This is a genomic window from Azospirillum sp. Marseille-Q6669 (assembly GCF_965111635.1).
The window spans coordinates 1,358,084-1,383,443 of record NZ_CBCOOP010000001.1 but is presented as its reverse complement, the minus strand read 5'-3'; the positions used below and the strand labels follow the sequence as shown (position 1 = coordinate 1,383,443).

Here is a 25,360-nt window from a genome sequence, read left to right as displayed (position 1 = left end):
GATCCCGGACTTATGGCGCCGTGGCTTCCCTCAGATAGGCGACCAGATCCCGGCGGTCAGCCGCGCTGGTGATGGTCTGCATCGGCATCTTGCTGCCGGGGGTCATCACATCGGGGCCGATCTCGAACAGCCGGGCCACCGCCACCTCGTCCCAGACGATGCCGCTGCCCTTCAGCGCCGGGGAATAGTGATAGCCCTCCACCGCTCCGGCGGGGCGCCCGAACAGCCGCCACAGCGTCGGGCCGGCGCGGTTGCCGCCGTCCGGAGTGAGCGTGTGGCAGAAGGCGCAGGCGCGGAACAGCGTCTTGCCGCGCTCCGGATCGGGCGCGTCGTCACCCAGCGCGGGGCTGCCGGCGGCCAGCAGGAGGAGGGCGGCCAGCGGCAGTTTCCCGCTCATGGCGCGTCGTCTGGATCGGTGACGGTCAGCGCGACCACGGATGTGTTGATGAGCAGCTTCCCGGCGTTCTCGAAATTCACGGTGACGCGGTCGCCGATGGCCGACTGCACCTGCCCCAGGCCCCAGTCGGGACGGGCGGGGTGGCGCACCCAGGCGCCGGGAACCAATGAATCGTCCATGCCGCGCCTCCTGCATCCGCCGGAATTGGTTATCGCTTTCGCGGGATGACCGTGGAAAAGCGGCGGCATCCGCGCTCCTGGAATGATACAAACGAACGTCGCCGCCGGCCATCCCCATGGGGCACCGGCATGCAACAGAATGCCGCCCGGCCAGGGTAAGTTCCCAGGGCTGCGGCCATGGTCGCCACCCGGTTTGCCGGAGGTCGGCCGTCAACGATCTGGAGACCACCCGTGCCGCTTGACATCCGCGTGATCGAGCTTGTCGCTTCCCGCATCTGCCACGACCTCGTGAGCCCGGTGGGAGCGATCCGCAACGGGTTGGAGCTGATCGAGGAGATGGAGGACGAGCCCGCCGGTGGCTTCATGGGCGAGGCTGTGAAGCTGATCGAGCATTCCTCCGGGCAGGCCGACCGGCGGTTGCGCGTCTTCCGGCTGGCCTACGGCCTCGCCGGGCGCGAGCAGAAGGGCTTTGGCGACACCCGCTCCTCCGCGCAGGGGTTGCTGGAAGGCGGGCGCACCACGTTGGACTGGCCGGCGGGGGTGCCGAACGACCAGCTCGCCTTCAAGCGCGGCGCGTCGAAGGTGCTGCTCAACGTCATCATCCTGGCCGACGAGGCGCTGACCCACGGCGGCACCATCACCGTCGCGGCGGAGGGGGACGAGCAGGCGGGGCGCTTCACCATCACCGCCGCCGGGCGTCCCGGCGCCCTCAAGGACGAGTCCGCGGCGGCGCTGGCCGGCACGGTGGCCGCCGCGGACCTGACCCCGCGCAGCATCCACGCCTACATGACCGGGCGCTTCGCGGAGGACGACGGATACCGCGTCGCCGCCACCCCGGCCGGGCCGGACCGGCTGGTCTTCACCGTGGAGTGGTGACGCGGCCCCCACCGGGGGCGTGACCCGCGCATCGACGTGTTTCAAACCGCCGCCGGTCCGGTGCGCGGCACTTCGTCATGGCTGCGTGGAGCGTGCTCTGCGGTCATAGGCCGCCGCGCCGGCGCCGGCCGCGCGGGCTGTGACTTTTGGCCGGTGGGCTCGGCACGACGGCGGAGCCCGAGAGTGGTATCGAAGGAGGTAAGGTTCTCTTAATCAGTGTTTGACAGGCTCCCACCGTAGCTGGAAAGGCCCGTACCGGCGGCGTCGCGCACGCCGCCCTCCGGACGGCCCGGCCGGAAACGGATACAATTGCGGGCGTGGGGATCGTGACATGGATGATCTGCTCTCCGAATTCCTGACGGAAACCAACGAGAACCTGTCGGTTCTCGACGTGGAACTGGTCCGTCTGGAGCAGAATCCCAACAATCCGGAACTTCTGTCGAACATCTTCCGTCTGGTGCACACCATCAAGGGCACCTGCGGCTTCCTCGGCCTGCCGCGCCTGGAAAAGGTCGCGCACGCCTCGGAAAACGTGTTGGGCAAGTTCCGCGACGGTGAACTGACCATCAACCCGGAAGCGGTCTCGCTGATCCTCCAGGCGCTGGACACCATCAAGAGCCTGCTGGCGGTGCTGGAGGCGACGGAGGCGGAGCCGCCGGGCGACGACCTGCCGCTGATCGAGCGGCTGAACCTGTGCGCCGAAGGCAAGCTCGGCGCCGGCGCTGCTCCGGCCAAGCCCGCCGCGGCCCCCGAGCCCCCGCCGGCCCCCGCGGTCGCGGCGGCGGAGGTGGCTCCGGTCTCCTCCTCGGGCAACCTCACGCTGGACGAGCTTGAGGCGATCTGGAACGCCACCCCCGGCCCGACCAGCACCGCGCTGGCCCCGGTCGCCGCGGAGCCGGCGGAAGAGCCCGCCCCCTCGCACGATCTGGTGGTGCCGGACCCCGATCCGGTCCCCGCCGCCGCCAAGATGCCCGCTCCCGCCGCGGAGGCCGCGTCCGGCGCCGGTGCGGGCGGCGAGGCCGCGACCAAGGAATCGGCGGTCGCCGCGCAGACCATCCGCGTCAACGTGGACCTGCTCGAAAACCTGATGACCATGGTGTCGGAGCTGGTGCTGACCCGCAACCAGCTCCTCCAGATCCTGCGGTCGCAGAAGGAGAGCGAGTTCGCCGCCCCGCTGCAGCGCCTCAACCACGTGACGTCCGAGCTGCAGGAAGGCGTCATGAAGACGCGCATGCAGCCCATCGGCAACGCCTGGGCCAAGCTGCCGCGTCTGGTGCGCGACCTGTCGCACGAACTGGGCAAGAAGATCGACCTCCAGATGCTCGGCGCCGACACCGAGCTGGACCGCCAAGTGCTGGAGCTGATCAAGGACCCGCTGACGCACATGGTGCGCAACTCCGCCGACCACGGCCTGGAGGTGCCCGCCGACCGTCTGCGTTCGGGCAAGTCGGAGACCGGCCGCATCACGCTGAACGCCTATCACGAGGGCGGCCACATCATCATCGAGATCCAGGACGACGGTAAGGGCCTGGCGATCGACCGCATCAAGCAGAAGGCGATCCAGAACGGGATGGCCTCGGAAGGCGAGCTGGCGGCGATGTCCGACCAGCAGATCATCCAGTTCATCATGAAGCCCGGCTTCTCGACCGCGGCGAAGGTCACCAACGTGTCGGGCCGCGGCGTCGGCATGGACGTGGTCAAGACCAACATCGAGAAGATCGGCGGCACGATCGAGATCAAGTCCCAGCAGGGCAAGGGCTCGACCTTCGTCATCAAGATCCCGCTGACGCTGGCCATCGTTTCCGCCCTGATCGTGGAGTGCGCCGGCGAGCGCTTCGCCATCCCGCAGATCAGCGTGGTCGAACTGGTTCGCGCCGCCGCCGACAGCGAGCACACCATCGAGCGGTTGAAGGGCACGCCGGTCCTGCGCCTGCGCAACCGCCTGTTGCCGCTGGTCTCACTGCAGGAGCTGCTGCGGCTGGACGACCAGGAGGGTGGCGAGAAGAAGACCGACGAGACCTTCATCGTGGTCACGCAGGTCGGCACCTACACCTTCGGCATCATGGTCGACCGGGTGTTCGACACCGAGGAAATCGTGGTGAAGCCGGTGGCGCCGATCCTGCGCCACATCGAGATGTTCTCGGGCAACACCATCCTCGGCGACGGCTCGGTCATCATGATCCTCGACCCCAACGGCATCGCGTCGGCCACCGGCGAGATGGCTATGGGCGAGACCGCGTCGAAGGAGGCGACTTCCGTCCAGGCGGCCCGCCAGGAGGACAAGATGGCCCTCCTGCTGTTCCGTGCCGGGGCCGGCGCACCGAAGGCGGTGCCGCTGTCGCTGGTCGCCCGCCTGGAGGATGTCGACCTCGCCAGCGTCGAATCGTCCAACGGCATGCCGGTGGTCCAGTACCGCGGCAAGCTGATGCCGCTGGTGCCGATCGATCCGGGCTTCATGATCGGCCAGGAAGGCCGCCAGCCGGTTCTGGTCTTCGCCGACGGCGACCGCTCGATGGGCTTGATCGTCGACGAGATCGTCGACATCGTGGAGGAGCGTCTGGTGGTGCAGCTCACCGCCGACCGTCCGGGCCTGATGGGCTCGGCGATCATCGCCGGCAAGGCGACGGACGTGCTCGACGCGGGCTTCTTCCTGACCCAGGCCTACAAGGATTGGTTCGGCTCGTCCTCGACCGATGCGTATGAGGAGGAGAGGGCGCTGCAGCGCGTTCTGCTGGTCGACGACAGCCCCTTCTTCCGCAACCTGCTGACCCCGCTGCTGTCGGTCGCCGGCTACGACGTCACCGCCGTGGAGAACGCCAACGAGGCGCTGGCGCTGTGCGAGGCGGGCGAGGACTTCGACGTCATCGTCTCCGACATCGAGATGCCGGGGATGAGCGGCTTCGACTTCGCCGAGGCCGTCCGCCAGGGCGGCACCCGCTGGAGCGGCACGCCGATGGTCGCCCTGTCCAGCCACGCCTCCCCGCGCGACCTCGACCGCGGCCGTCAGGCCGGGTTCACCGACTATGTCGCCAAGTTCGACCGTGACGCTCTGCTGTACGCGCTGCAGCAGACCCTGTCCGAGCAGAAAGGTGCCGCATGAGCAACGCCAAGCTGCCCGCCACCACCAAGAAGTCCAAGGGCGACGAGATCACCTCCGGTGGCAGCCAGGACTATGTGACCATGACGATCGCCGACCAGCTGTTCGGCATCCCGGTTCTGCAGGTCCAGGACGTGCTGGGGCACCAGCGGATCACCCGCATCCCGCTGGCCCCGCCGGAGGTCGCCGGCTCGCTGAACCTGCGCGGGCGCATCGTCACCGCCATCGACGTGCGCCTGCGGCTCGGCCTGACCTCGCGTCCGAAGGATAAGCCGGGCATGTCCATCGTGGTGGACCTGCGCGGCGAACTGTACAGCCTGATGGTCGATTCGGTGGGGGAGGTGCTGAGCCTCTCCAACGACGACTTCGAGCGCAACCCGGCCACCCTCGACCCGCGCTGGCGCGAGGTGTCCACGGGCATCTATCGCCTGAACGGTCAGCTCATGGTGGTCCTGGACGTGCCGCGTCTGCTGAACTTCACCACGATGGAAGCGGCCTGAGGCGAAACCCCGGTCGGTGTGCAAAGCGAAGCCTGAGGCCCGTTCACAATGAAAGTTTGTCTGGTCGTCGACGACAGCCGCGTGGTCCGCAAGGTCGCGCGGAAGATCCTGGAAGAGCTGCACTTCGCCTGCACCGAGGCGGAGGACGGCAGGCAGGCCATGGAAGCCTGCGCGCAGAAGATGCCGGACGCCATCCTGCTGGACTGGAACATGCCGGTGATGACCGGCATCGAGTTCCTGCGCCGCCTGCGCAAGATGAGCGGCGGGGACATTCCCAAGGTCGTGTTCTGCACGACGGAGAACGACCTCGCCCACATCCAGGAGGCGCTGTCCGCCGGGGCGAACGAGTACATCATGAAGCCGTTCGACAGCGACATCATCCAGACCAAGTTCGAGCAGGTCGGGCTGCTGTGACGGGCGGGACCACCGCGCCGCGCATCGTTCCGACCCTGAAAGGCTGATTGCGTTATGTCCGATCGTTTCGGCAGACCTCCTCCCCCCGCGCCGCCGGGGCATCCGACCGGTGCGGCCGGCGGCGATCCCGTCCGGGTGATGGTGGTCGACGATTCCGCCGTCATTCGTGGCCTTCTGACCCGCGCTCTGGAAGGCGACACCGAAATCCGCGTGGTCGCGTCGGTCGGCGACGGCCAGATGGCGGTCAACGCCCTGCAGCGCAACTCGCTCGACGTCATCGTCCTCGACATCGAGATGCCGGTGATGGACGGGTTGACCGCCATCCCGAAGCTGCTGGCCGTGGCGCCGCAGGTGAAGATCATCATGGCCTCGACGCTGACGCTGCGCGGGGCCGACATCTCCATGCGCTGCCTGTCCGCGGGGGCCGCCGACTACATCCCCAAGCCGACCTCCACCCGCGAGATCGGCGGCGCGGACGCCTTCAAGCGCGAGCTGGTGTCGAAGGTCAAGGCGCTGGGCGCCGCCGCGCGCCGTGCCGGCTCCCGCACCCGCGGCGAGCTGCGCCCGCTGACCCCGGTGCCCGCCGCCTTCCTGAAGCGCGAGCCGCCGCCCGTCACGCTGCGCCCGGCCCCGGCCGTCGGCTCCGTCGGCCAGGTCAAGCCGGACGTGATCGCCATCGGCAGTTCCACGGGCGGCCCGCAGGCGCTGTTCGAGGTGCTGGCCCATCTGAAGACCGGCGTCACCCAGCCGATCCTGATCACCCAGCACATGCCGGCGACCTTCACCACAATCCTGGCCGAACACATCACCCGCCAGTGCGGGCTGAACGCCCAGGAGGCGAAGGACGGCGAGCCGGTCGTGTCGGGGCGCTGCTACATCGCGCCGGGCGACTTCCACATGCTGGTCACCCAGCGTGCGGGTGCCAACGTGATTTCGCTGACCAAGGACCCACCCGAGAACTTCTGCCGTCCGGCGGTGGACCCGATGATGCGGTCCATTCTCCGCGCCTTCGGCGGGCGCAAGGTTCTCGCCTGCATCCTGACCGGCATGGGGCAGGATGGGCTGAAGGGCTGCACCGATGTGGTGAACGCCGGCGGCACCCTGATCGCGCAGGACGAGGCGTCCAGCGTCGTGTGGGGCATGCCGGGCGCCGTCGCCCAGGCGGGCATCTGCTCGGCGGTGCTGCCGCTCAAGGAAATCGGTCCCTACATCCGCAAGTTCGCATCGAGGGCAGCATGAGAGTCGAAGATTTCGACATGTTCTCCACGCTGCTCAAGCAGCGTTCCGGTCTGGTCCTGACCCGGGACAAGGCCTACCTGCTCGAATCCCGGCTGATGCCGGTGGCGCGCAAGTGGAACATGAAGGGGCTGGAGGAACTGGCCTCCACCGTGCGGACGCGCAAGGACGAAGCGCTGCTGCGCGACATCACGGAGGCGATGACGACCAACGAGTCGTCCTTCTTCCGCGATCAGAAGCCCTTCGACCAGTTCAAGCAGATCGTCCTGCCCAAGCTGATGGCGGCGCGGTCCGCGAAGCGGTCGATCCGCATCTGGTCGGCGGCCTGCTCGTCCGGGCAGGAGGCCTACTCGCTGGCCATGCTGTTGAGCGAGGATGCGGCGAAGCTGGCCGGCTGGCGAATCGAGATCGTCGGCACCGACATCTCCGCGGAGATGGTGGAACGCTCCAAATCAGGCATCTACACCCAGTTCGAGGTGCAGCGCGGCCTGCCGATTCAAATGCTGGTGAAGCATTTCAAGCAGCAGGGCGACAAGTGGCAGATCAGCCAGCAGCTCCGCCAGATGGCCTCCTTCCGCGAGTTCAACCTTCTGGGCGACCTGTCCGGGTTGGGGCAGTTCGACATCGTGTTCTGCCGCAATGTGCTGATCTATTTCGACCAGCCGACCAAGACCAAGGTGCTGGAGGCCATCGCCCGCCAGATGCCGCAGGACGGCGTGCTCTATCTGGGGGGGGCGGAAACCGTGCTGGGCATCACCGACCGCTTCAAGCCTGTGGAAGGCCAGCGCGGCCTCTACAGCCTGGGTGGTTTCCAGGTGCCGAGCGGGCTGAAGGCGGCCGTCTGATCGGGGCCGTCTGATCAGGGCTGCGTGATGGTGAGGCGGTCGGCGGCGCCTTCCTCCATGATCCAGCGGCGGAAAGCGGCGATCTTAGGTCGGTCGGCGGTCACCTCCGGGCAGACGAGGTAGTAACCGAAGTCTCCCGGCAGCGCGAGGTCGAACAGCCGGGTCAGCCGCCCGCTCGCCAGCTCCTCCAACACCAGGGTGCCGCGCGCCATCGCGATGCCCTGGCCGTTCTCGGCGGCTTCGATGGCGATGCCGATCTCGTCGAAGACCATTTCGGAGCTTGGCTTCAAATCGCCGAGCCCGGCCATCGCCAGCCACGTTGCCCAATAGCTGTGGCCGGTTTCCTCGACCAGAACGTGATGGCGCAGGTCGGCCGGCTGCCCCAACGGCATCGGTCCTTGCAGCAGGGCCGGGCTGCACACCGGGAACACCGCGTCGTCGAGGAAGCGGTCGGCCCGCAAGCCCTCCCACACCCCGAGGCCGTGGCGAAGCCCGATGTCGATGTCGGCTTCGCGCTCGAAATCGATCTCGTGCTGGCTGACGCTGATGCGCAGGTGGATTTCCGGGTGGCGGGCGCGGAAGCGGCCGATGCGGCTCATCAGCCAGCGGCTGGCGAAGGAGGGCGAAACGCTCATCGTCAGCACGCCGGAGCGCTCATGCTCCATCACCCGCTCCAGGCCGGTGGCCAGCCGCGCGAAGGCGTCGCGCACGCTGGGCAGCAGGAGCTGGCCGGCGTCGGTCAGAACCAGCGCCTGATTCAGCCGGCGGAACAGCCGGATGCCCAGCCGATCCTCCAGCGTGCGGATCTGGTGGCTGATCGCGCTCTGGGTAACGTTCAGCTCCTCCGCCGCGCGGGTGAAGCTGAGATGGCGGGCCGCCGCTTCGAAGGCGCGCAGGCCGTTGAGGGGAGGGATCTGCATGGGTCCGCATCCGCCGGATTGTTGCCCGGCCGCATGAAATTCTCTCATGCAGGTTAGAGAAAGCATCCTTTGCGGACAACCCGATTCCGGGTGCATTCCTAGGGAACGGAATTCATCAAGCGGAGTGTCGGATCATGAGCAGGAGAGCGCTGGGCGCCGTTTCCGCAGACCGGGGCATGGTGTCCCTCGGGCAGGCTGGAATTGACGGCGCGCAGGGGGTTGTGAAGTGGGCGCTCGGGGAGGTGCTGGGAATGATCGAGCGCCACCGGCAGCGCCGCTCCCTGGCAGCTCTGGACGACCATCTGCTGCGCGACGTCGGGCTGAGCCGTACGGACGCCCGCCGGGAAGCCGACAAGGCGTTCTGGCAGGAATGATCGCGGATGGCGGCGGGCCTGAGCCCACCGCTTGCCGGCATGAATGTTAACCGTGATGGGCGGTCGGCGGTCAGCCGGCCGCCTGGGCCTGTTGGTGCGGGACGCGCGGGATCGGGGACGCGTCCTCGTGCGGGTCGCGCAGCACATAGCCGCGGCCCCACACCGTCTCGATGTAGTTGTCGCCCTGGGTCGCCGCGGCCAGCTTCTTGCGCAGCTTGCAGACGAAGACGTCAATGATCTTCAGCTCCGGCTCGTCCATGCCGCCATAGAGATGGTTCAGGAACATCTCCTTGGTCAGGGTCGTGCCCTTGCGCAGGGACAGCAGCTCCAGGATGCCGTATTCCTTGCCGGTCAGGTGGAGCGGCTGGTTGTCGACCTCCACCGTGCGGGTGTCCAGGTTCACGGTCAGGCGGCCGGTGCGGATGATGCTGTCGGAATGGCCCTTGGAGCGGCGGACGATGGCCTGGATGCGGGCGATCAGCTCGCGCTTGTCGAAGGGCTTGGTCAGGTAGTCGTCGGCGCCGAAGCCCAGACCCTTGATCTTGTGGTCCAGTTCCGACAGGCCGGAAAGAATGAGGATCGGCGTGGTCACACGGGCGGCGCGCAGGCGGCGCAGCACCTCGTAGCCATCGATGTCCGGCAGCATCAGATCGAGGATGATGATGTCGTAATCGTACAGCTTGCCGATTTCGAGCCCATCCTCACCGAGGTCGGTAGAGTCGACGATGTAGCCTTCCGACTGAAGCATCAGTTCGATGCTCTTGGCCGTGGAGGAGTCGTCTTCGACCAGCAGAACCCTCATGGCGATATCCCGATGTTAGATGGCGCGTTTCTGGCTTCCGATGCGGCGTTGCTGTCCCGCAGTTCCTTAACCAATTCCCTTAACAGATCGGCGCGTCCGTTTACACAAGTTAACAGACGATTCAGCTTAACGCCAGAGGCATAGCACTTCATTTAACGTTAATGTTTTTGGACGAGCATGACGCGGGCGGCATGGCGGCGGACTTCGAGCCCACCGCAAATTGCGCCGTCCGCACCCGGCTCACCCGTCCCAATTCCGTCCGCTGATCCGCAAGACCGTGCCCGCCGACGTCGCCCGCATCCTTCAGGAGATCGAGTCCGTCTCCGGCTACAGCCGGTTCGGGCGGGTCACCGCCGTGCTCGGCCTGCTGGTCGAGGTCGGGGGGATCGAGAAGGAGCTGTCGGTGGGCGGCCGCTGCATCGTGGAATCCCGTGATGGCCGGCAGGTTCCCTGCGAGGTTGTGGGCTTCCGCCAAGGCCGCGCGCTGCTGATGCCCTTCGGCTCCATCGACGGGGTCGGTCTGGGCTGCCGCGCGCTGGTGTCGGACAGCCAGCCCATGGTCTTCCCGACGGAGGCGTGGCTCGGCCGCGTCATCAACGCTCTGGGCGAGCCGGTGGACGGCAAGGGGCCATTGCCCAAGGGAACGCACGGCGTTCCCATCCGCAACAACCCGCCGCCCGCCCATTCTCGCGCCCGGGTGGGCGAGAAGCTGGACCTGGGCATCCGCGCCATCAACGCCTTCCTCACCTGCTGCCGCGGCCAGCGCATGGGCATCTTCGCCGGCTCCGGCGTCGGCAAGTCGTCGGTGATGTCGATGCTCGCCCGCTTCTCCGGCGCGGAGGTCGCGGTGATCGGGCTGATCGGCGAACGCGGGCGCGAGCTTCAGGAATTCATCACCGAGGATCTGGGGGAGGAGGGGCTGGCGCGCAGCGTCGTGGTCTGCGCCACGTCCGACGAGGCGCCGCTGATGCGCCGTCAGGCCGCCTACATGACTCTGGCCGTGGCGGAAGCCTTCCGCGACGCCGGCTGCAACGTGCTGTGCATGATGGACAGCGTGACCCGCTTCGCCATGGCCCAGCGCGAGATCGGCCTGTCGGCCGGCGAGCCGCCGACGACCAAGGGCTACCCCCCGACCGTCTTCGCCGAGCTGCCGCGCCTGCTGGAACGCGCCGGGCCGGGCCTCAGCGGGTCTGGCTCCATCACCGGGCTGTTCACCGTGCTGGTGGAAGGCGACGACCACAACGAGCCCATCGCCGACGCCGTGCGCGGCATCCTGGACGGTCACATCGTCCTGGAGCGCCAGATCGGCGAGCGTGGGCGCTATCCGGCCATCAACATCCTGCGCAGCGTGTCGCGCACCATGCCCGGCTGCAACTCCCCCATGGAGAACGAGCTGGTGAACCACGCGCGACGGCTGATGTCATCCTACGACAACATGGCGGAGATGATCCGCCTGGGCGCCTACCGCAAGGGCACCGACCCGCAGGTGGACGAGGCCATCCATTTCCAGCCGGCCTTGGAGGCGTTCCTCAAGCAGGGCAAGCGCGAGGCGACCGACCTCGACAACAGCTACGCCCAGCTTGCCGCCATCTTCGGCATTGAACAGTGGCCGCCGCAAGAATGAGCAGTCTGAAGACCATCATCCGCCTCCAGAAGTGGAAGCTCGACGAGAAGCGCCGGGCGCTGGCGGAGTTGCAGAATCTCGCCGACCGGCTCCAGGCCGAAATCGAGCGGCTGAAGGAGGAGATCGCGGCGGAGCGCGACACCGCCCGCGGCAACGTCGAATACGCCTTCACCTACAGCAACTACATCCAGGCGGCGATGGAGCGCGGCAAGCGGCTGACCCAGTCCATGGGGCAGGTGGAGGCCCAGATCGCCGTCGCCACCGACGAGATGGCCGAAGCCTTCCAGGAGCTGAAGCGCTACGAGCTGGCCGAGGAGGAGCGGCTGAAGCGCGAGAAGGAAAAGCTCAAGCGCAAGGAAGCCAACATGCTGGACGAGACCGCTCTGGTCGGCTTCCGACGCCGTCAGCAGGAGGAGAGCGGCGTCGAATCCTGACGGGCCGACCTGTTCCCGTCAGCCTGTTCCCGTCCACCGCTTCAGGTCGCCATGGCGTTGCCGGTGGGAAGATCCGAAGTGGGAAGATCCGAATAGGACACCACGCGCGCGCGGCCGGCGCGTTTGGCGGCGTACAGCGCCCGGTCGGCGTTCTGGAGCGCCACGGACAGGTCCGCGGCATCCGCCGGCCAGAGCGCCACACCGATGCTGCACCCGATCCGGACATCGAACCCGTCGGCGGTGATCGGAGCGGAGACGCTGCCGATGATCCGTCGGGCCACGTCCATGGCGTAGTGCGCCTGATGGCCGTCCGCCAGGGAGAGCAGCACGGCGAATTCGTCACCGCCGAGGCGCGCGGCGAAATCCCCCTGGCGCACGCAACGGGCCAGCCGGTCGCCGATCTCCTTCAACACCAGATCGCCGGTGTGGTGGCCGTGTTGGTCGTTGATCGGCTTGAACCCGTCGAGATCGATGTAGAGGATGGCGATCGCGGTCTGATCCTGCGCCGGCTGGTCCCGAAGGCGCTCCACATGAGCCTCGAAGAAGCGCCGGTTGGCGAGCCCGGTCAGGCGATCCTCGAAGGCGATGGCGCTCAGCGTCCGTCCCATCGTCCGCATCGCCTGGGCGACTTGGCTGAATTCGGACGGGTGGACCGGCGCGGGCGTGCAGGGGGCGTGGGGATCGAAGAGGTCCGACGACAGGAACGCCGCCGACGCCTTGAGATCCCGCAGGCGGCGCAGGACCATCACCTCCATCAGAACCCAGACCCCGACGACGATGAGGAGCACCACGCCGGCCATGACGCCGGTTCCCAGCAACAGGTTCCGGTCGGCCGCAGCCAGGATGTCGTCGCGCGCGACGGCGACGACGATCTTGGCACCGGTTTCCTCCAGGGTCGAGAAACCGCTGATCCGGGGAATGCCGTCCAGACCGTCGTCCTCGATGATCCCGGCCTCCTCCTCCATGATTTTTCGAACCATCGGGTGATCGGTCATCGATCGCCCGACAATCCCCTGCGGGTCCGGCACGCGCGCGAGGATCGTCCCTTCGGAATCGAACAACGATACGGTTCCACCGGACTCATGAGCGATTTCGACGGACAGTTCCGCAAGCCAGTTCAAGTCCACCCCGGCCAGCAGGACGCGGATGACCGAACCATCGCCACCGAGAATCGGCAGGGCCGCGACCACGCGGGGTTGCTTGCTGTTCTGGCCGATCAGGAAGTTGCTGACCGTGAAGCCGCGCGTCGCCAGCGCCTCGCGGAAATAGTCACGGTCGCCCACGTTCATGGGCCGGCTCCTGTTGCTGCTGCACAACAGATTGCCATCGGGGTTGAACACCCCGAAGCCGGTGCTCCAAGGATAAAGGTCGGTCGCCTGTTTCAGCATCGTCGCGCAACGCTCAGGGCTCGCCTCCCGGATGTCGGGGACCAGGGTGAGGAGCTGGAGGACGCTGCGGGTCTGCTGAACGATCTGCGCCTGCTGCTGCGCCCCGCGGTCGGCCAGCAGGCGGGTGGCATCGCGCGCCCGCTCAATGTCCTGGTTGCGCTCTTGAAGCAGAAGGACGACGACCAGGCCCACCATCGGAAGAAGGGCGAGCAGGAGGAAGGCCTCGAGGCGCGCGCGAAGCCCAACGCGCGCCCAGAGGGTTTGGACGCGCCTTAATATTCCTGTACGTTTCAACGGACTCATCCACGCACCAGCCGACCCGCTTTATTCTCATGCGGGTTGAGGAAATCAAGCGGCGAAAGCTGTGACGTGGCGCGGTGCAGCCATGCTGGACGAAGGGCGAGGCGGGGATCGGAGGATCAGACGCGCCGCATCCGGGCGAAAAGATGCGGGTTGTCCCAACCGGGCTGGCGGTCCTCGATGACCACACGCTGGGGGATGGGCAGGGTCCGCTCCACCGTGACCTCCACCCAGCGGGGGATCAGCTCGTTGTTCAGGTCGTCCAGCACGGCGACGGCCAGCGCTTCCGGCCCGACGACCGCTGTGGTGTCGGACAGGGCGCCGAGATAGGCGGCGACGCCGTCCGGCGTCACGACCGCGCGGTCGGGGACGTAGCGCAGGGTCAGGCGGGTGCCGGGCGCCGGTTCCCCGTGCAGCTCCACCAGATAATCGTGGCGGGCGTCCGGGTTGGCGGCGGTGGTCAGACATTCGCGGCGGTGCATGGCGTCCAGGTTCGTCAGGCGGTGTAGCTGCTGCCCCCGGCCCCGACGCGGGTCAGCTTGACCCAGCATTTGGCGCCGGACTGGAAGGACAGGCCGCCGATGTAGCCCACGGCGCGGATGCTGTCCGCGAAAATCTGGATCAGGTCCAGGCGGATCTCCGGGGTCAGCGGGGTGTGGCTGCGCAGGATCAGGTCGAACCGGTTGGGCTGCACCAGCCCGTCGAGCTGCATCGGACCGAGACGGCTGAGATCCAGATCGAGCAGAAAGCGGCTCCCTTTGTCACCGCCCTTGCGGCCCGTCTTGCCGTCCTCTTCCGGATTTATGGGATGGATGTGCAGCTTGATCGGCAGCAGCCCGTTGGCGTCCATCATCGGCAGGGTGTAGGGGCGCCAGTCGCCGGGCAGGGGATCGCCCGCCTGCTGCTGGAGGCTGCGGAACTCGCGCTCCAGCTGGGACAGCAGGCTTCCCTGGCCGGATTTCTCCAGGGCCGAGGCGGCGTCCTCCCCCAGCCAGCCGCGGGCGTCGCCGCCGCGGATCGCCGACAGGAAGAAGCTCATCGCCGCGCCCAGCTTGCGGTTCGGCTGCGGCAGGACCGTGCCGATCAGCGCCTGCGCGGCGGAGCGGTCCACCCCGGCCAGGGCGCTCAGGAGCTGGCGCATGGCGGGCCAGTCCCGTTCGCTCAGCGGCCCCGGTTCCGTGGCGAGCGGGGGCGGTGCGGTCTGGAGCGCCTTGGCCGGGTCGGTCAGGACGGCGGTGACGGCGCTGCCCTGCGGCAGGCTCGCCTGGACGTTCAGCGCCAGCATGCCCTGCGGCGTGGCGAGGATCGGCTGGCCCTGCGGCGTGCTGCCGGCCACCGTGCCCTTCAGCACCGGACCGTCGGGCGTTTCCAGCGAGGCGCCGGGGTCCGCACCGGGCATCGTGGGCGCTGCGGTCGGAGTTGCAGTGCCGCGGGGCGGGGCAGGGGCTGATTGCGGGGCCGCCGTGGATTGGGAAGCGGGTAGGGACGGGGCGCCGTCCTTGCGGGGCGGGTTGCCGGCGCTCTGGCCGTCCGATGGCGGACACCCATCGTCCGGCGGGGCGGCCGGCGGCTGGTCCGGCGGGGGCGTGACGGTGAGGATCTTCAGGGCGACGGTGCCGCCCTGGGTCAGGACCGGTTCGCCGGCTGGCTTCGTGGGGGTCGGTTTCGTGGGGGAGGCGGGCTCCGGCATATCCCCGCCGGGATGCGCCGCATCGCCGCCGAGTTCCACCGTGCTGTCGAGCATCGGCTTGCCGGGGAGCGGCGATGCGCCCGAAGGCGTGGGCGGCGCCTGCGGAGGGGCGGGGCTGCGTTGGGCTGGCCGGCTTGCGTCGGTGCCGGGGCTTGGCCGCTGCCGCCGTCCGTGAGGGGAAGCGGTGGCGGCGCTGCCGGTGTGGCGGTGGGCTGGCTGGGCAGGGCCGGGGCCGCACCGGGTGGAGCCGGCGGCTTCGGCGCCGCGGCGATGACCAGTGCTGGAACGATGGTGCCCGGCAGCAGCAGGGGAAGCAGCTGGCCCGCCGGTCCCACCGTCGGCGTGGCGGACGCCGGGCTGGGCAGGATCACCACCGGTGTCGCTGAACCCTGAGGGGCCGAACCCTGAGGGGACGTCGCTCCGGTCTGGCCGGGAACGGCCGGCGCCGGCCCGCCGGAGGTCGGCACACTTGGTGTGGTGGTCGAGGGGGTGCCCTGGGTCAGCACCAGAACCTTCGCCGCGAGGCTCTGTGTGGGGGAGGCCGCGGCGGGGTCGGTCGACGCGGCCTGGGCCTGTTCCAGAAGCACCTGCGCCGGGGTGATCTGGAGCGTCACCGGCTTGTCGGCGGGCAGCGGCGTCGGGGTTTGCACAAGCACCTCGCCGGCCTGGGTGCGCACGCGGGCGAGGCCCTCCGGCGTGGTGCCGACGACGGTGCCGGTCAGCACCACCGGGCGGGCGATGTCCTGCAACCGCTCCGGCAGGGCCTTGACCGTGCCCTCGGCGACCGCCACCGGGGCGGGCGCGGGGGTGGCCGCCGGGGCGGCGGGCGCGCCGACGGCCTGGGGAGGAAGGGCGCCCCCATCTCCGGACTTACTGGCCGTTGAGCAGCCGCTGGGCGATGGCCAGCACGTCCCGCGCAGCGTCGGAGCTGGGGGAGCGGGTCAGCAGCGGCGACTGGTTGCGGATGGCGTCGCGCACCTTCAGGTCGCGGCGGATGATGCCGGCCAGCGCGGGCTTGTACTTCAGGAAGTTTTGGCAGGCCTTCAGGATGGTGCCGTAGGTGCGCTCGCCGTCCTTCACGCTCTGCGCCATGTTGACCACGACGCGCAGGTCGGCGGTGGGGTTGGTGGCGTGGGTCAGCTTGATGAAGGCGTAGGCGTCGGTCAGCGAGGTCGGCTCGTCCGTCGTCACCACCAGCGTCGTTCCGGCCGGGCCGGACAGGGTGCGGACCGTGCGGTCGACGCCGGCGCCCATGTCCATGATGACGCAGTCGTAGCGCCGGGCCAGCTCCATAAGGTCGTTGCGCAGGCCCGACAGGCGCTGGCTCGGCAGCTGGGCGAGCGTCCCGGAGCCGGAGCGGCCGGCGATGATGTCGAAGCCGCCCTCGGTGTAGCGCTGGGCCGCGCGGCCGAGCGTCACGTCGCCGTTGATCACCGCGCCGAGATCGTTCTTGGGCTGGAAGCCGAGCTGGATGTCGACGTTGGCGAGGCCGAGGTCGCCGTCGAACAGCAGCGAGTTCTTGCCCATCTTGGTCAGCGCGTGGGCGAGCGTGATCGAGAACCACGTCTTGCCGACGCCGCCCTTTCCACTGGCCACGGCGATGACGTTGGCACCGCGCAGCGGATGAACGTTCTTGAGGGCGGCCGGAAACACCGGATCGGTCATGGGATGGTCCTCGACGAAGAACGAACGGCTTTGGTCTTGGCAGGGGCCGCCGGCTTGGGCCGGTTGCGCGCCGCCTTGTCCTCGGCGGGCATCATCAGGCGGGCGAAGGCCACCGGGTTCAGCGGTGTCAGCCCTTCGGCCACCTTGGAGGAAACGCTGGCGTTGCAGAAGGCCATGCGTGAACGGTGCGCCGTGCCGAGCAGGCTGCCCAGCCGCCGCGCCATGTCGAGCCGGGTGATCAGCATCCGCCGCACGCCCAGCGCCTTGAAGGATTGGGCGATGTCGGCGGCTTCCATGGCGTCCAGCCCGGCGGGCAGCACGAGGATCGGCTCGGCCACCCCGGCGGACAGCAGGGCCTTGAGGTCGGCCATGTCTTCCCGGTTGTAGGGGTTGCGTCCGGCGGTATCCACCAGGACGACGTCGGCGCCGCGGCTGACCTCGAACGCGCCCGCGAGCGCGTCGGGGTCTTCCACCGTCGCCAGTTTGATTTTCATCAGACGCGTGAAGGCGGCCAACTGTTCCATGCCGCCGGCGCGAACCGTGTCGGTGGTGATCACGCCGACCGAGCGTTTGCGGAACACCGCCTGGGCGGCCAGCTTGGCGACGATCAGCGTCTTGCCGCTGCCCGGCGGGCCGACCAGGATCAGCGGCTTGTTGCCGCCGCGCCGGTCCTGCAGCGGGCTGAAGGTGAACATGGAGTCGAGCGCGGCGCCCAGCGCCAGCGCGGGGTCGTCGGTGTCCAGCCCGGCGGCGGCGTCGATCAGCTGCTCGGCCAGGGCTGCGGGCACGCCGTGGCGGTGCAGCACGTCGGCCACCACCTCGCCCACGTCGATCTCCGGCTCCTCCTCGACCACCATCACGGGGCGGGAGGTCCGGGGCGGCTGGGCCGTGCGGACCTGCGCCATCTGCAGATCGTCGTCCTCCACCGCCGCGGTCACGCGAACGCCGCCGCCGTCCTCTTCGCGCGTGGCGACGATGATGGCATCGTCGCCCAGCGTCTGGCGGACCATGCGCATGGCTTCGGACATGGACTTGGCGTGGAACGACTTCAGCCGCATCGGCTCGCTCCCCGCCCGTCACACTGGTTCGTCATGGCCTGCATCAGATCTGCCCCAGGGTCTTGATCCGCGCCTTGGGGTGGATCTCGTTCTGCGACATCACCACGGTGGCCGGCCGGAACCGCTCGACGATCGAGCGGACGAAGGGACGGATCAGCGGGCTGGTCAACAGGACGGGGGTCTCGCCCATCATGGCGTGTCGCTCGAAGGTTTGGCGGACCGAAGTGATGAATTGCTGAAGCCGGCTCGGCGCCATCGTCAGTTGCCGGTCGTCGCCGTCGCCCACCAGCGATTCCGCGAACGCCTGCTCCCACTCGGGGGACAGGGTGACGAGCGGGATGACTCCCATCTCGTTGATGTTCGCGTCGCAGATCTGCCGCGCCAGGCGCGTGCGCACATGCTCGGTGATCTGTGTGATGCTGCGGGTTTGGCTTGCCGCCTCGGACACGCCCTCCAGAATGGTGGCAAGATCGCGTACCGAAACCCGTTCTGCAAGCAGGTTCTGCAACACCCGTTGCAATCCGCCCACAGTGATCTGCGCCGGCACCACGTCGGCGATCAGCTTCTGGTGCTCCTTGTCCAGCTCGTCCAGCAGCTTCTGCGTCTCGGTGAAGGACAGCAGCTCCGGCATGTTGTCCTTGATGAGTTCGGTCAGGTGCGTGGTGATGACCGTGGACGGGTCGACCACCGTGTAGCCCTTGAACAGCGCCTCCTCGCGGTAGCCCGGTTCGATCCAGATGGCCGGCAGGCCGAAGGTCGGTTCCACCGTCTGCTCGCCGGGCAGGCTCATCGCCTCGCCGCGCGGGTCCATGACCAGCAGCATGTTCGGGCGGATGTCGCCGCGCCCCGCCTCGATCTCCTTGACGCGGATGATGTAGGAATTGGGCGGAAGCTGCAGGTTGTCCTGGATGCGCACCGCCGGCATGACGAAGCCGACCTCGCCGGCGATCTGCCGGCGCAGGCCCTTGATCTGGTCGGTCAGCCGGTGGCTGCCCGCCTGCGGCTGGTTGATCAGCGACAGCAGGCCGTAGCCCAGCTCCAGCCGGATCAGGTCGATGGCCAGCGCCGTGGCGATCGGCTCGTCGGCCACCGGGGCGGCCCCGCCGCCCGGCCCGCCCATGCCCGCGGCCTCCGCGGCGGCGGCCTCCGCCTCCTCAGCCTCCTTCTTTGCGCGCATCTTCGGCAGATACCAGGCGGCGGCCCCGACGGCGGCGATCACCGGCAGGAAGGGCAGCATCGGCATACCCGGCATCAGCGCCAGCAGGGTGATGGCGCCCGCCGACAGGCCGAGCGCGCTGATGTGATTGGTGAGCTGTCCGACCACCGCCTTGTCGGTGGAACCGCCGGTGCCGGCCTTCGACACCAGGAAGCCGGCGGAAATGGAAATGACCAGCGCCGGGATCTGCGAGACGAGTCCGTCGCCGATGGTCAGCTTGGTGAAGGTGTCCAGCGCCTGCAGGATCGGCATGTCGTAGCGCAGGACCGCCAGCGACACGCCGCCGATGATGTTGATGAACATGATCATCAGGCCGGCGACGGCGTCGCCCTTCACGAACTTCGACGCACCGTCCATGGAGCCGAAGAAGGCGCTTTCGTCCTCCAGCTCCTTGCGCTTGGCGCGGGCGGTGGTCTCGTCGATCATGCCGGCCGACAGGTCGGCGTCGATGGCCATCTGCTTGCCGGGCATGGCGTCCAGGGTGAAGCGCGCCGCCACTTCGGCGATGCGGCCCGAACCGGCGGTGATGACCTTGAAGTTCACGATCGTCAAAATCGCGTAGACGATCACGCCGATGATGAAGTCGCCGCCCATGACGAAGCCGGCGAAGGCTTCGATCACATGGCCCGCCGCGGAGGTTCCCTCGTGCCCCTGCGTCAGGATCAGGCGGGTCGACGCCATGTTCAGCGACAGGCGCAGCAGCGTCGTGATGAGCAGGATGGTCGGGTAGGACGACAGCTCCAGCGGTTTCTCGATGAACAGCACCACCATCAGGATCAGGATCGAGATGGTGACGTTCAGCCCGAGCATCATGTCGAGCAGCATCGGCGGCAGCGGCAGGATCAGCCCGACGACGATCAGCATGATGCCGGCCGCCATGATGAGGTCGCCGCGCTTCAGCGCCCCCTTGGCGACGGCCACCATGTCGGTCAGCGCGGACATGTTGCCCCCGCCGCCCGTTCGCGCTCCAGGATTGTGTTCGGTCAGTGCCATGCCGCCGCTCCTCCGCCTTTCCTCCGATCAGCGGATCAATAGGCCGCCCGTTCCTCGCTGCCCGGCGGCGGCACCGGCACGCCCTCCTCGCTGTACTGCTTCAGCTTGTTGCGCAGCGTGCGGATCGAGATGCCCAGGATGTTCGCCGCGTGGGTGCGGTTGCCCAGGCAGTGGGACAGCGTGCCGATGATCAGGTCGCGCTCGACCTCCGCCACCGTGCGCCCGACGAGTCCCTGGACGGCTGGGGCGCCGGACGCCGCTCCGGCGTTGCCATAGGACGACGCTCCGGCGTTGCCGTAGGCCGCGGCCCCCGCGGCGTGGCCCGGAGGCGGCGCGTAGGAGGTCGGGTAGCCGGGAGCCGGCTGCCCATAGCCGCGCGGCGCCTGAGGCACCGTGCCGCCCGGCCCGGCGAAGGGGTTGGCGACCGGCGAGTTGGTCGGGATCGACGCCTGCGCCGAGCCTTCCGGAGCGAGCAGTTGGCTGGTCAGCATGATCGCGTCCGGCCCGACCGTCTCCGACTTGGAGAGGAGGACGGCGCGGTGCATGGTGTTTTCCAGCTCGCGCACGTTGCCGCGCCAGTGGTGGGCGCGCAGCATCAGCAGCGCGTCGTCCGACAGCCGCTTCTCGCCCAGCCCGTTGGCCTGTGCGTATTTCTTCAGGAAATGGTCGGCGATCATCGGAATGTCGGCCGGCCGTTCGCGCAGGGACGGTATGGCGACGCTGAAGACGTTGAGCCGGAAATAGAGGTCCTCGCGGAAGTTGCCGGCGCGGACCTCGTTCTCCAGGTTGCGGTTGGAGGTGGCGACCAGACGGACGTTGACCTTCACCGGCTGGGACGAGCCGATGCGGTCGATCTCCTTTTCCTGGATGGCGCGCAACAGCTTGGCCTGGAGCCGCGGGTGCATCTCCGACAGCTCGTCGAGCAGCAGGGTGCCGCCGTTGGCCTCCTCGAAGCGGCCCAGCCGGCGCGCGACGGCGCCGGTGAAGGCGCCCTTCTCGTGGCCGAACAGCTCCGATTCCAGAAGGTTCTCCGGGATGGCCGCGCAGTTCACTGCGACGAAGGGCGCGTCGGAACGGCGGCTCTTGCGGTGGATGTAGCGGGCCATCAGCTCCTTGCCGGTGCCGCTCTCGCCGGTGATCAGGACGGAGGCGTCGCTGGGCGCCACCTGGTCCGCCAGCCGCAGAGTCGCCAGCATGGCCGGGTCCTGGCAGACGATGGCGTGGCTTTCCTCCGCCACCGCTTCCAGCACGGCGGCGATCAGCTCCGCGTCGGGGGGCAGGGGAATGTATTCCTTGGCGCCGGCGCGGATCGCCTTCACCGCCGCCGCCGCGTCGGTGCCGATGCCGCAGGCCACCACGGGAATGGTGATCCGTTCCGCCTTCAGGCTCTCGATGAAGGTCGCGATGTCGAGTTTGACGTCGATCATCACGAGGTCCGCCCCCGCCGCCGCGCGCAGGGCGTTCAGGGCGCCCTCGATGCTGTCGGTGTGGGACACCTTCGCCCCGCGCTGCATGGCGATCTTGCCAGCGGCGGTGATGTACCCTTCCAACGTTCCAACGATCAGCAGACGCATCTTACGCTCCCCTCGGAGAACCCCGGTCGGAGTCCCGGTCGAAGTACTGAATCCGCTTTCCAGGCGGAAGAACGGCGTTCAGGAGCATCTCCAGACGCCGCGGATTTTCCTGACGCGCGATGGATACCGCGCCGATGGTGTAGAGAGTCTTGACGAGCGCGTCCTCCTCCGCCGTCCGCTCCACCTTGGCGGCCAGCGGGGCCAGCGCGACGTTGCCGAGCACCGCCCCGTAGAAGGTGGTCAGCAGAGCCAGCGCCATCGCCGGGCCGATGCTCGACGGGTCGTTCAAGCTGCCCAGCATCTGGACGAGGCCGACCAGCGTGCCGATCAGCCCCATGGCCGGCGCCACCTCCGACGCGCGGCGCAGCACGCCGGCGCTCTTGACCTTGCCGGCGCCCGACGCCTCGACCTCGCCGATCAGCATCCGCTCGATGTCGTCGGGCGGCAGCCCCTCGGCCACCAGAGTGACCGAGCGGTGCAGGAAGGACTCGTGCTTCAGCTCCGGCAGGACGTTGCGCAGCGTCTCCGGCGCGCGCCGCGCCGCCTCGGCGAGCAGGAGCACCTGCCGGGCCACGCCGCGCGGGTCGCTGGTCCGGTGGATCAGCACCGCCCCGGCGTCGCGCCAAGCGATGGCCACGTCGTGCAGCGAGAAGGAGGCGGTGGTGACCGCCAGCGTGCCGCCCAGCACGATGATGAGCGACGGCGGGTCGACGAAGGCGCGCAGACTGCCGCCCGACGCCATGGCGACGAAGATGACCACGGCGGCGGCGGCCAGACCGACCAGCGTCGCCATGTCCACCCCGCCGCGCGGACGGGCGGAACGCCCACCCCGGCGGGACGCTTCAGCGCTGTCTCGTGTGAGGCTCATCCGCGGTCCGACTTGATGATTTCGGTCATGGTGATGCCCAGCCGGTCTTCCACGACCACGACCTCGCCGCGGGCGACCAGACGGTTGTTCACGTAGATGTCGATGGCCTCGCCGACCTTGCGGTCCAGCTCCACCACCGCGCCGCGCCCGAGCTTGAGCAGCTGGCTGACCTGCATGGTCGATTTGCCGAGCACGGCGGAGATCTGGACGGGGATGTCGTAGACCGCTTCCAGATCCTTGGCTGGACCCAGGCCGGTCTCATACTCCGCAATGTCGCTGCGGCCGCCGCCGTCCAACTCGTCGAGGGAGAAGCTGTCCTTGGCCATCGAAGTCTCCAGAAGCCCTTAGAACCTTGAAAATCCTGTCCGCCGTCCAACCCGCGGGGATGTCAGCCCGGCGGCGCTTCCAGCAGGCCGGCCATCCGCCGTTCGATCTGGGAGAGCAGGCCGGCGGTGTCCCGCTCCACCCCGCCTTCGGCCCACTCGATCCGGCAGCTTCCCGGCGCGAGGCCGGAATCGCCCACCACCATCAGCTTGGCGCCGAAGCCGCGGGCCGCGATCACCTGATCCAGATGCTCGCGCACCGCGTCCACCATGTCGTCGGCGACACGCACCACCAGGCGCGGCTCGTCGATCAGGTCGGTCAGGCAGGCGCGCACCAGCCCTTCCACCTCCATCAGCCCGCCGCGCCGCGCCAGTTCCGGCATCAGCTTGCGGACGATGGCCAGGGCGATGTGCACGGGCTGGTCGGCCCGCTGGGCGCTGGTGGCGTAATGCTCGTTCAGCAGATGCTGCACGCCGTTGCCGACGGTTTCCAGCGCGTTGGCGATCCGCGCCTGCACCGTCGCCTCAATCTCGACGCGGGCCTGCTCGTAGCCGTCCTTGCGGCCGGCGTTGTTGCCGTCCACGAAGCCCTTGCCGTAGCCCGTCGACTTGCCGGCGGTCTCGCCCTCCGCGAAGCCGGCGGCGCGGGCGGCGGCCAGATCGGCTTCGCCGAACACCGGGGGCGGCGGCTCGGACGGCAGCTCCGGTTCCGGCTCGGGCTCCGGTTCCGGCAGGGGGATGTTGTCGAAATAGTCGTCGTCGGCCTGGAACTGGCGACGCGGCGGCGCGTCCACATCGAAGGATTCGTCGAACAGGAATTTGCGGACCGAACTCATCGCGTCAGCTCTCCTGATACAGCCAGTTGCGCAGGATCGACACCGCTTCCTCCGGATGCTTCTCGACGATCTCGCCCACCTTGCGCAGCGAGGAGGCGCGGACGCGGCCTTCGACGCGGTTGATGTCGATCATCTGCTCCAGCTCCTCGTCGGCCTGGGCAGCCTCCAGTGCGAGATCCTGGGCCAGCGCGCCGGTCGGCGCGGCCAGGGCGGCGGGCATGCCGCTCTGGTCGGCCAGCAGGCGGTCCATGTCGTCCTCCTCCTGCTGGTCGGCCTTCTCGAAGGCACGGGTGATCAGCGGGCGGATGACCAGCAGGATGATGAGGACGGCGACGATGCCCAGAACGACCATCTCCGCGATGCGGAACAGGTCGTCCTTGGTCATGCCGAGGAACAGTTCCTCCGGCTTCTGGACGTCGTCTTCCGGCGACCAGAAGCGCATGTTGATGACTTCCAGCGTGTCGCCGCGCACGGCGTCGAGGCCGACGGCGGAACGGACGAGCGCCTTGATGCTCTCCAGCTCCTGCTCCGGCCGCGGCTGGTAGGCCGCCGGGTTGCCGTCCTTGGGCAGGCTGTAGGTGCCGTCGACCAGAACCGCGACCGACAGGCGGCGCACCTGCCCGGATTCACGGACATGGTTCTTGGTGGTCCGGCTGATCTCGTAGTTGATCGTCTCTTCGCTGCGGTTCTGCTTGTTCTGCGAGATCGGTCCGGCGTTGTTGCCCGACTGTGCGGTCGGCAGGTTCTGGTCCACGGTGACCGGCGATAGCGGGTCGCGGTCGTGGCTCTCGTTCGCCTCCGTCACCGTCTGGGTGGAGCGGACGACTTGGCTTTCCGGATCGAAGATCTCGGACTGCGTGGTGATGCGGTCGAAGTCGAGATCGGCCGAAACCTCCGCCCGCACCTTGCCGTAGCCGACGGTGCGGCCCAGCAGATCCTCGATGATGCGGGCGATGCGGCTCTCGTAGGCGACCTTCTTCTCCTCTGCCGAGGCCAGCATGGCGTCCGCGCTGTCGTTGCCGGTCCCGCGGGCGAGCAGGGTGCCCTTGTCGTCGACGATGGAGATGCGGCTGGGATCGAGGTTCGGCACGGAGGCGGCGATCAGGTGCTGGATCGCCTGGATGTTCTCGCGCGACAGCTGGGCGCCGGGGCGCAGCTTTATGAAGATGCTGGCGGTCGCCGGATTCTGCTGACGCGCGAACAGCTCGCGCTTGGGCAGCACCAGATGGACGCGGGCGCTCTGCACCCCGTTCAGCGTCTGCACCGTGCGCGCCATCTCGCCTTCCAGGGCGCGCAGATGGTTGATGTTCTGCATGAAGCTGGTGGCGCCGAAGCCTTCGCCCTTGTCGAACAGCTCGTAGCCGATCGAACCGCCCGAAGGCAGGCCGGCGGCGGCCATCCGCATGCGCGTCGGCCCCACCTGCTCGGCGGCGACCATGATCTTCGTGCCGGTCTTGTCGACCGTGAAGGGGACCTTCGCCTCCTCCAGCTTCTTGGCGATGGCCGCGGCCTCGGTGGGCTGGAGTTCGGCGTAGAGAAGCTCCATCTCCGGGGTGGAGAGGCGCGTCATCAGATAGACGAAGAATCCGATCAGGAGCAGGCCGACCCCACCGATGGCGGCCAGGCGCGCGGGACCCAGGTTGCGCAAGGTCTGCAGAAGGTTGTTCACGCGCTAGTCCCCGATCGGATGCCCCGGTGGATCTCCGGGAAGTTCTTGATTTCGCAGACGCAAAAAAGGAATTTGCAAAAAC

General features: G+C 68.3%; 25 protein-coding genes. 9 read left to right on the top strand and 16 right to left on the bottom strand.

Going from position 1 to position 25,360, the window contains the following annotated elements; all coding sequences use genetic code 11:
• Positions 1 to 10: 10 nt before the first annotated feature.
• Together ACWPXE_RS06020 and ACWPXE_RS06015 are read right to left on the bottom strand one after the other, a co-directional pair.
• Positions 11 to 397, bottom strand: a complete 387-nt coding sequence (locus ACWPXE_RS06020; RefSeq protein ID WP_454017075.1) for a c-type cytochrome — start codon at positions 395 to 397, stop codon at positions 11 to 13.
• Complete coding sequence (locus ACWPXE_RS06015) at positions 394 to 576, bottom strand: DUF3553 domain-containing protein (RefSeq protein ID WP_014198307.1); 183 nt, start codon at positions 574 to 576, stop codon at positions 394 to 396. The genes ACWPXE_RS06020 and ACWPXE_RS06015 overlap by 4 nt, the downstream gene beginning before the upstream one ends.
• Positions 577 to 807: 231 nt before the next feature.
• On the opposite strand from ACWPXE_RS06015, the gene ACWPXE_RS06010 reads away from it, so the two are divergent.
• From ACWPXE_RS06010 to ACWPXE_RS05985, 6 genes are all read left to right on the top strand, one after another.
• On the top strand, positions 808 to 1,452 hold the full coding sequence (locus ACWPXE_RS06010) for a histidine phosphotransferase family protein (protein ID WP_014198308.1): 645 nt from the start codon (positions 808 to 810) through the stop codon (positions 1,450 to 1,452).
• A gap of 331 nt (positions 1,453 to 1,783) precedes the next feature.
• Positions 1,784 to 4,552 carry a hybrid sensor histidine kinase/response regulator gene (locus ACWPXE_RS06005; RefSeq protein ID WP_454017074.1) on the top strand — a complete coding sequence of 923 codons (2,769 nt, stop codon included), beginning with the start codon at positions 1,784 to 1,786 and terminating at the stop codon, positions 4,550 to 4,552.
• On the top strand, positions 4,549 to 5,049 hold the full coding sequence (locus ACWPXE_RS06000; protein WP_014198311.1) for a chemotaxis protein CheW: 501 nt from the start codon (positions 4,549 to 4,551) through the stop codon (positions 5,047 to 5,049). The genes ACWPXE_RS06005 and ACWPXE_RS06000 overlap by 4 nt, the downstream gene beginning before the upstream one ends.
• Before the next feature lie 48 nt (positions 5,050 to 5,097).
• Positions 5,098 to 5,463 (top strand): response regulator, encoded by a 366-nt coding sequence (locus ACWPXE_RS05995; RefSeq protein ID WP_035678531.1) that lies wholly within the window; start codon positions 5,098 to 5,100, stop codon positions 5,461 to 5,463.
• A 138-nt stretch (positions 5,464 to 5,601) separates the two neighbouring features.
• Complete coding sequence (locus ACWPXE_RS05990) at positions 5,602 to 6,702, top strand: protein-glutamate methylesterase/protein-glutamine glutaminase (protein ID WP_454017906.1); 1,101 nt, start codon at positions 5,602 to 5,604, stop codon at positions 6,700 to 6,702.
• Positions 6,699 to 7,544: a CheR family methyltransferase gene (locus ACWPXE_RS05985; protein WP_237905212.1), complete on the top strand. Its 846-nt coding sequence runs from the start codon at positions 6,699 to 6,701 to the stop codon at positions 7,542 to 7,544. The genes ACWPXE_RS05990 and ACWPXE_RS05985 overlap by 4 nt, the downstream gene beginning before the upstream one ends.
• Before the next feature lie 14 nt (positions 7,545 to 7,558).
• Here the strand turns inward: ACWPXE_RS05985 and ACWPXE_RS05980 are convergent, their stop codons facing one another.
• Positions 7,559 to 8,464 carry a transcriptional regulator GcvA gene (locus tag ACWPXE_RS05980; protein ID WP_454017073.1) on the bottom strand — a complete coding sequence of 302 codons (906 nt, stop codon included), beginning with the start codon at positions 8,462 to 8,464 and terminating at the stop codon, positions 7,559 to 7,561.
• A gap of 134 nt (positions 8,465 to 8,598) precedes the next feature.
• Between ACWPXE_RS05980 and ACWPXE_RS05975 the strand changes: the two genes are divergently transcribed.
• Positions 8,599 to 8,838, top strand: a complete 240-nt coding sequence (locus tag ACWPXE_RS05975; protein WP_454017072.1) for a DUF1127 domain-containing protein — start codon at positions 8,599 to 8,601, stop codon at positions 8,836 to 8,838.
• A 70-nt stretch (positions 8,839 to 8,908) separates the two neighbouring features.
• Here the strand turns inward: ACWPXE_RS05975 and ctrA are convergent, their stop codons facing one another.
• Complete coding sequence (gene ctrA, locus ACWPXE_RS05970; RefSeq protein WP_014198317.1) at positions 8,909 to 9,640, bottom strand: response regulator transcription factor CtrA; 732 nt, start codon at positions 9,638 to 9,640, stop codon at positions 8,909 to 8,911.
• Positions 9,641 to 9,917: 277 nt separating this feature from the next.
• Here ctrA and fliI point away from each other — a divergent pair, with 277 nt between their 5' ends.
• Positions 9,918 to 11,264 (top strand): flagellar protein export ATPase FliI, encoded by a 1,347-nt coding sequence (fliI, locus tag ACWPXE_RS05965; RefSeq protein ID WP_454017905.1) that lies wholly within the window; start codon positions 9,918 to 9,920, stop codon positions 11,262 to 11,264.
• Positions 11,261 to 11,698, top strand: a complete 438-nt coding sequence (locus ACWPXE_RS05960; protein WP_014198320.1) for a flagellar export protein FliJ — start codon at positions 11,261 to 11,263, stop codon at positions 11,696 to 11,698. The genes fliI and ACWPXE_RS05960 overlap by 4 nt, the downstream gene beginning before the upstream one ends.
• Before the next feature lie 41 nt (positions 11,699 to 11,739).
• Here ACWPXE_RS05960 and ACWPXE_RS05955 read toward each other — a convergent pair whose 3' ends face one another.
• From ACWPXE_RS05955 to fliF, 12 genes are all read right to left on the bottom strand, one after another.
• Positions 11,740 to 13,281, bottom strand: coding sequence for a diguanylate cyclase domain-containing protein (locus tag ACWPXE_RS05955; RefSeq protein WP_454017071.1), 1,542 nt, complete (start codon positions 13,279 to 13,281; stop codon positions 11,740 to 11,742).
• A 224-nt stretch (positions 13,282 to 13,505) separates the two neighbouring features.
• On the bottom strand, positions 13,506 to 13,868 hold the full coding sequence (locus tag ACWPXE_RS05950) for a hypothetical protein (RefSeq protein ID WP_454017070.1): 363 nt from the start codon (positions 13,866 to 13,868) through the stop codon (positions 13,506 to 13,508).
• 14 nt (positions 13,869 to 13,882) lie between these two features.
• Positions 13,883 to 15,130, bottom strand: a complete 1,248-nt coding sequence (locus tag ACWPXE_RS05945) for a hypothetical protein (RefSeq protein ID WP_454017069.1) — start codon at positions 15,128 to 15,130, stop codon at positions 13,883 to 13,885.
• Entirely contained in the window at positions 15,013 to 15,867 is an 855-nt protein-coding gene (locus ACWPXE_RS05940) for a hypothetical protein (RefSeq protein ID WP_454017068.1), read from the bottom strand. The genes ACWPXE_RS05945 and ACWPXE_RS05940 overlap by 118 nt, the downstream gene beginning before the upstream one ends.
• A gap of 79 nt (positions 15,868 to 15,946) precedes the next feature.
• A complete protein-coding gene (locus ACWPXE_RS05935; protein ID WP_014198325.1) occupies positions 15,947 to 16,741 on the bottom strand; it encodes a MinD/ParA family protein in 795 nt (264 codons plus the stop codon).
• Positions 16,738 to 17,799 carry a GTPase gene (locus tag ACWPXE_RS05930; RefSeq protein ID WP_454017067.1) on the bottom strand — a complete coding sequence of 354 codons (1,062 nt, stop codon included), beginning with the start codon at positions 17,797 to 17,799 and terminating at the stop codon, positions 16,738 to 16,740. The genes ACWPXE_RS05935 and ACWPXE_RS05930 overlap by 4 nt, the downstream gene beginning before the upstream one ends.
• 43 nt (positions 17,800 to 17,842) lie before the next feature.
• Complete coding sequence (gene flhA / locus ACWPXE_RS05925; protein WP_237905205.1) at positions 17,843 to 20,008, bottom strand: flagellar biosynthesis protein FlhA; 2,166 nt, start codon at positions 20,006 to 20,008, stop codon at positions 17,843 to 17,845.
• Positions 20,009 to 20,043: 35 nt separating this feature from the next.
• Positions 20,044 to 21,582 (bottom strand): sigma-54-dependent transcriptional regulator, encoded by a 1,539-nt coding sequence (locus tag ACWPXE_RS05920; RefSeq protein WP_454017066.1) that lies wholly within the window; start codon positions 21,580 to 21,582, stop codon positions 20,044 to 20,046.
• 1 nt (position 21,583) lies between these two features.
• On the bottom strand, positions 21,584 to 22,450 hold the full coding sequence (locus tag ACWPXE_RS05915) for a motility protein A (protein ID WP_454017065.1): 867 nt from the start codon (positions 22,448 to 22,450) through the stop codon (positions 21,584 to 21,586).
• A complete protein-coding gene (fliN, locus tag ACWPXE_RS05910) occupies positions 22,447 to 22,776 on the bottom strand; it encodes a flagellar motor switch protein FliN (protein ID WP_014198330.1) in 330 nt (109 codons plus the stop codon). Before fliN ends, ACWPXE_RS05915 begins: the two co-directional genes overlap by 4 nt.
• 62 nt (positions 22,777 to 22,838) lie before the next feature.
• Positions 22,839 to 23,609, bottom strand: a complete 771-nt coding sequence (locus ACWPXE_RS05905) for a FliH/SctL family protein (protein WP_454017064.1) — start codon at positions 23,607 to 23,609, stop codon at positions 22,839 to 22,841.
• 4 nt (positions 23,610 to 23,613) lie between these two features.
• A complete protein-coding gene (gene fliF, locus ACWPXE_RS05900) occupies positions 23,614 to 25,278 on the bottom strand; it encodes a flagellar basal-body MS-ring/collar protein FliF (protein WP_454017063.1) in 1,665 nt (554 codons plus the stop codon).
• Positions 25,279 to 25,360: the final 82 nt, after the last annotated feature.